At 42.1% G+C, this 5,510-nt stretch carries 6 protein-coding genes; 2 read left to right on the top strand and 4 right to left on the bottom strand.

The window, feature by feature from the left end:
* Positions 1-619: flagellin N-terminal helical domain-containing protein (locus tag ACO4PX_RS08205; protein WP_485572238.1), on the bottom strand; the 619-nt coding region annotated here is incomplete at its 3' end.
* Between the two features lie 364 nt (positions 620-983).
* Here ACO4PX_RS08205 and rfbC point away from each other — a divergent pair.
* A complete protein-coding gene (gene rfbC, locus ACO4PX_RS08200; RefSeq protein ID WP_485559405.1) occupies positions 984-1,586 on the top strand; it encodes a dTDP-4-dehydrorhamnose 3,5-epimerase in 603 nt (200 codons plus the stop codon).
* 75 nt (positions 1,587-1,661) lie between these two features.
* Positions 1,662-2,594 carry an RluA family pseudouridine synthase gene (locus ACO4PX_RS08195; RefSeq protein ID WP_485572237.1) on the top strand — a complete coding sequence of 311 codons (933 nt, stop codon included), beginning with the start codon at positions 1,662-1,664 and terminating at the stop codon, positions 2,592-2,594.
* 73 nt (positions 2,595-2,667) lie between these two features.
* On the opposite strand, the gene ACO4PX_RS08190 is transcribed toward ACO4PX_RS08195, so the two are convergent.
* The 3 genes from ACO4PX_RS08190 to ACO4PX_RS08180 form a co-directional block, all read right to left on the bottom strand.
* Entirely contained in the window at positions 2,668-4,038 is a 1,371-nt protein-coding gene (locus ACO4PX_RS08190; protein WP_485559407.1) for a uracil-xanthine permease family protein, read from the bottom strand.
* A gap of 134 nt (positions 4,039-4,172) precedes the next feature.
* Positions 4,173-4,766 carry a 5-formyltetrahydrofolate cyclo-ligase gene (locus tag ACO4PX_RS08185; RefSeq protein WP_485572236.1) on the bottom strand — a complete coding sequence of 198 codons (594 nt, stop codon included), beginning with the start codon at positions 4,764-4,766 and terminating at the stop codon, positions 4,173-4,175.
* A 145-nt stretch (positions 4,767-4,911) separates the two neighbouring features.
* Positions 4,912-5,510, bottom strand: a 599-nt coding sequence (locus tag ACO4PX_RS08180; protein WP_485572235.1) for a DUF6033 family protein, incomplete at its 5' end; no start/stop codon positions are given.

Raw genomic sequence — 5,510 nt, 5'->3', positions numbered from 1 at the left:
GACGGTTCTGAGATGCTCCAAGCTTTGCTCTGTGGGTAGATACAGTGTTGATAGCAGTGTTGATCTTGGTAATAGCAGCATTTGCCTTTGTAGTAGATGATACGCTAATTGCATCAATACCTAATGCAGTTGTACTCATAGCTGCTGTAGCAACTTCAAGCTTTTCACCAGCAGTAGGTCCAATCTGCACAGTAATAGTGTTGGTTTGAGACAAAGGCTTTACACCATTGTAATCTGTGGTAGATGCAATTCTGTTGATTTCCTTCTGTAAAGCATCAACCTCTTCAGCAATAGCACCACGTGCTGTAGAGTTGTAGGTTCCGTTAGCGGACTGAGTAGCCAGAGTTACCATACGCTGTAACATAGAGTGAGTCTCTGTTAAAGCACCCTCAGCTGTCTGGATTAAACCGATTGCATCGTTTGCGTTGGAAGTAGCCTGGTCAAGACCGTTAATCTTGGAACGCATCTGCTCGGAAATAGCAAGACCTGCTGCATCATCTGCAGAACGGTTGATTCTATATCCGGAAGACAGCTTCTCCAAGTTCTTCTGTCCGTTAGATGCGTTAGCGGAAAGGTTTCTGTAAGCGTTGTTTGCTGCAATATTGTGTTGAATAACCATAGTAATATCCTCCTGATTTCGGCATGCCAGAACCTCCCTGTCCTATGCAAAGTTTCTTCCCCGGCGCCAGAGAAAAAACTTCTTGTGTCGCCTTTTTTGTCTTTCGACTGTTTTTTTGCCTTTTGGCTGTTATGGTCCGAAGACCGGTGTCCTCTTCCTAAGGAAGAGATGATTTGTGGCAAGTTTTTTGGTTTTATTCTTGCTGCAAGATATATATCGGAGACAAATATTAAAAAATAAGTATTATGTGAAAAAATTTTTTTATGCTAAAATATCGATGGTATTTCTTGCTTTATTACTATATGAGAAAAAAGGAAACACTTTATTTTCTATTACTTACAACAAAGGAGAAAGGATAAATTTCATGGGACAGATTCAGGTAGAAAGAACGGACATTGAGGGATTATGTATTATCACTCCCACCATCCACCAGGACAGCAGAGGCTATTTTATGGAAAGCTACAATGAAAGAGATTTCCAGGAACAAGGTCTTAATCTTCGTTTTGTACAGGACAATCAGAGTATGTCTGTAAAGGGTGTATTGCGGGGACTGCATTTTCAAAAGCAATATCCCCAGGGAAAGCTTGTTCGCGTCTTAAAGGGAAGAGTTTATGATGTGGCTGTAGACTTAAGAAAGAACAGCAAAACTTACGGTAAGCATTTCGGCATTACTCTTAGTGAAGAAAATAAAAAGATGTTCTATATTCCGGAGGGCTTTGCCCATGGCTTCCTGGTGCTTTCCGATACTGCGGAATTTGCCTATAAGGTAACAGACTTCTACCACCCCGGAGACGAAGGCGGTCTGGCATGGAATGACCCAAGCATCGGCATTCAGTGGCCGGAGTTACAGGGGACTTATGCCGGAAATGCGAAAAAAGACGGCTACGCTATGGAAGACGGCAGCCCTCTTCTTCTCTCCGAAAAGGATGAGCTCTGGCTTCCTTTGGCAGAAACCTTTTCCTTCTAAAGCATGAGTATTCCTACTCTTTTTACCTATACCGTTCCGAAAGACTTTGCAAATAAGACGATAGAAGCTTTTCTTTTGGAACAGGGCTATACCAAAACACTGCTTTCCGCTTTAAAGAGAGTTCATTTTTTTGAGGCGGAAAGGGAGTATTACGGGATTGAAAAAAATGGTCAATGGGCCTTTACCGTGGATCATTTAGCAGAGGGCGATTGCCTTTCAATCTACCTTCCAGCGGATGAAGAGAACAGTGCTCCGCCTTATGACTTTCCTTTGGACATTGTTTATGAAGACCGGGATATTCTCCTGCTAAATAAGCCTGCAGGACTCCCCTGTCATCCCTCTCCCGGACATTTTGAAAAGACTTTAGCCGGTGCCGTAGTTTTTTATCAGATGCAGAATACTTCTGCATCTTCTTTTGTTTGCCACTTTATCCACAGATTGGACTTGGATACCAGCGGTTTGATTCTTCTGGCGAAGAATCGTTTGGCTGCATCGATTTTAAACAAAGATATGAAGGAGGGACGTATTCAAAGAAGCTATCTGGCTTTTTGTCAGGGAAATCCCGAATTTTCCCTCGGTCATGTTCCGGGATTTAGACGGGTTCATGAGAGCGAAAAAGAAGAATTTGATTATGCCTTTGCCATATCTGCGCCTATCGCCAGAGTAGAAGAAGAAAAAATGCTGAGAACCGTGGATTTTCAAAAAGGACAGGAAGCCCTAAGTTATTTTAATGTCTTAAACTATTTTCCCAATAACAACTATTCTCTTCTGCAGCTTCAGCTGGCCACCGGCCGGACCCATCAGATTCGTGTCCATCTTTCTTACCTCTCCTGTCCCTTACTGGGGGATAGTCTTTACGGCAATGAAGAAAGTATTGTTTCACAAAATATAGGCTTGTCCCGTCAGGCACTCCACTCCTACTCCATTTCCTTTACCCATCCGATTGGGAAAGAAAAAATGTTTTTTAAACGGGAACTGCCTCCAGATCTATCCCTGCTCCTACAATAGGCAAAAAAGTGCTCAGAATATGTCTGAGCACTTTTTCTTTGGGCCTTAGACAGCCCCTATTGATTGTATGCAATTAAGCTTTTTTCTCTTCCTTTGGCAATACAATATTTAAGAATACTGCAATAATGGTTGCCAAAACTACAGGAGACTTTCCGAAAATCATAGTGAAAGAAGTCGGGAACAATTCCAAGGATGCAGGAGCCTGCGCAATACCCACTCCGATAGCTGCTGCAAGACCTACTACTGTAGTAGAACGAGCGGTTAACGGTTCCTGAGTAATCAACTTAATTCCGGTCATCGCAATGGTAGAGAATACAGTAATGGTAGCTCCTCCCAAAACACACTGAGGAATAGTGGTAAGTAATGCAGAGAACTTAGGGCACAGTCCACAAATCAAAATAAATACACCTGTAGTTGCAAATACCCTTCTTGCTACTACCTTATTGGAAATTACGATACCCACATTTTGAGAATAGGTTGCTGTGGGAAGACCTCCAAAGAAGGATGTAAGGAAGTTAGTAGCACCGTAGGCAATAATTCCGCCACGCAACTCATCATCACTGGGCTCTCTGTTAAATCCACCCATAGTAGTTGCTGTAAAATCACCGATAGCCTGAATGGAGTTAATGGCAAAAAGCAAGCCGATAGAAATACAAGCAGGTGCATTGAAAGAAACACCGAATGGCAGGAAGTGAGGAAGCGCAAACCAAGAAGCGGTTCCAATTTTGTCAAAGGAAATCATCCCAAAGCCAAGAGCCACAAGATATCCTACAAGCATACCTAAAAGGATAGAAGCCAATTTGAAAATACCCTTACCAAAGATACTAAAGCACATTACAGCAATCAGAGTAATAAATGCCACCAGCCAGTTCTGCCAAGATCCATAGTACAGTGCAGGATTGATGGTAATCCCTTTTTCAGCAAGAGTCTGCATTCTGTTTGCTACTCCGCCGGCCATATAATTTACCGCTGTTGGATACAAGGATAAACCAATGGTAAATACTACAGTTCCGGTTATCAGTGGTGGGAAAAATTTACGAATACTCTTAACAAATATTCCTACTACAACAGCAACGATTCCACCAACCATCATTGCTCCAACGATAGCACTTACTCCACCGCCATCTTTGGCAATGGCCTGCATACTGGGAAGATAAGCAAAGCTGATTCCTAAAATCATAGGAAGTCCGGCACCGAAAACGCCCTTCTTTAAGGGAAAGAGCTGTAAGAAGGTACAGACTGCAGACATGGTTAAGGATGCCTGAATCAAGATAATTCTTTGTCCGATTTCCAATCCTGCTACATTAGAGATGATAATCGCCGGTGTTACACAACCGATAATCATAGCCACCAAGTGCTGTAGCGCCAAAGAAATGGTAGGTGCCACATCCGGCTTTCCATCCCATTTAAACAACTCTTCCATTTTGTTTTGTTCTACACCCATTTTCGCCCCTCCTGACCAAAAATATTTTTTGGGAACAAATTAATTTTTTGACTTCACTAATACTAGCTATTTTTTTAACAGATTACAACTTGGCATTTCTTACAGAAATTTTTTTCGTATTTTGTGAAAGATTCTTAATGAAATGCAAAGTAGCCTTCCTCTGTTAATAGTGCATCCATGGGGATATCCGTTTTTTCCATGGGAATCTTATCGTAAAGTAACCAGGAAAAGCATAAACATAGCTTTTTCCCCCTGCTCTTTTCCAAGAATCGATCGTAGTAGCCTGCTCCATGCCCCAGTCTTCCCCCCCTTTGATCCGCCATTACACAGGGAATCAAAGACAAGTCAATGCACCAGTCCGTAGAAGAAGGGAGTTCTTTCCTTGGTTCTAAAATTCCATAGGTCTGGGGAATAAGTTCCTCCATACTATGAATCTCTACCGCCTCCATCAGATGCTCTTTTCCCGGAATACATCGGGGAACGCACACTCTTTTCCCCATCTGTAAAGCCGTTTCCAAAATGATTCTGGTGTCCACCTCCCCTTCCATACTCACATAGGAGAAGATCCTTTCCGCTTCCAGAAAAAAAGGAGATTGCAAAAGACGAAGATGAATTTCCCTATTGGCCTTGTCCAGCTGTTCTGCAGGAATTCCTCTCTTTCTTTCCTTTGCAATCTCCCTAAGTGCATCCTTTTTCTTTTTCTGATCCAAAAATGAAAAAAATGCCATACTTCCTCCTAAAGATAGTTCAACCCTTACAAGGAGGAAGTATAGCATGAATCTTTTTAATTATAAACAAAAATAAAATTTATATAAGCAAATAATAAATTGCCTGCCCTATTTCATTTTACAATAAAATAAGAGAGCTATCCCTTTATTCTGTCACCGGAACCTTAGTCCAATCCAGCTTTTTCATGTTTTCCATAAGCTCTTCTATTGTTCTTCCCCTTACTTCCACACGCTTTACAGCTGTTTTTTCCGCAGCTTCAAGATCCTCTGTTTCCCTTATCGCTTTTTCTTTATCGGAAAGTTTATCCTTGGAATCCGTCTTCTCTACCTTTCCGGACTTCCCTGATTTTTGTGCCTTCTCGGACTTTTTATCCCCCTTAAGCGCTTCCTTTTCCGCCGCTCTCTTAGCTTCCTGCTTTTCTTCCAGTTTCTTCGCTTCCCGCTTTTTATCCTGCTCTTCCGCAATCTTTCTGGCAGAGCTTGTGCTCTTCTCTAAGCTGGCAATCAGCATGGTGGTGCCGTCCTCTTGGGTTTTTGCCGCAATACTCTTGATGTCCTCCACATTGGTCTTGTTTGTGCCATTGTTATTGCCTATCCCTGTCTGCGCCATCAGCATAGACTTAACGGTCTGATCCAATGTATTTAATTGCTCTCTTTCAAATTTCTTATCCGTTGCCATTTTTTCAATTTCTTCATTACTTAGAACAACGGTAAATTCCTTATTGCTCTTTCCTGCTAAGGCAT

This window comes from Oribacterium sp., from assembly GCF_057249185.1.
This window is presented reverse-complemented; position numbering and strand designations above follow the sequence as displayed.

What these genes read in the sequence shown, in the direction of transcription:
- ACO4PX_RS08190 (WP_485559407.1), bottom strand. Translation starts at nt 4,038, where the DNA reads ATGGGTGTAGAACAAAACAAAATGGAAGAGTTGTTTAAATGGGATGGA.
- ACO4PX_RS08185 (WP_485572236.1), bottom strand. Translation starts at nt 4,766, where the DNA reads ATGGCATTTTTTTCATTTTTGGATCAGAAAAAGAAAAAGGATGCACTT.
- rfbC (WP_485559405.1), top strand. Translation starts at nt 984, where the DNA reads ATGGGACAGATTCAGGTAGAAAGAACGGACATTGAGGGATTATGTATT.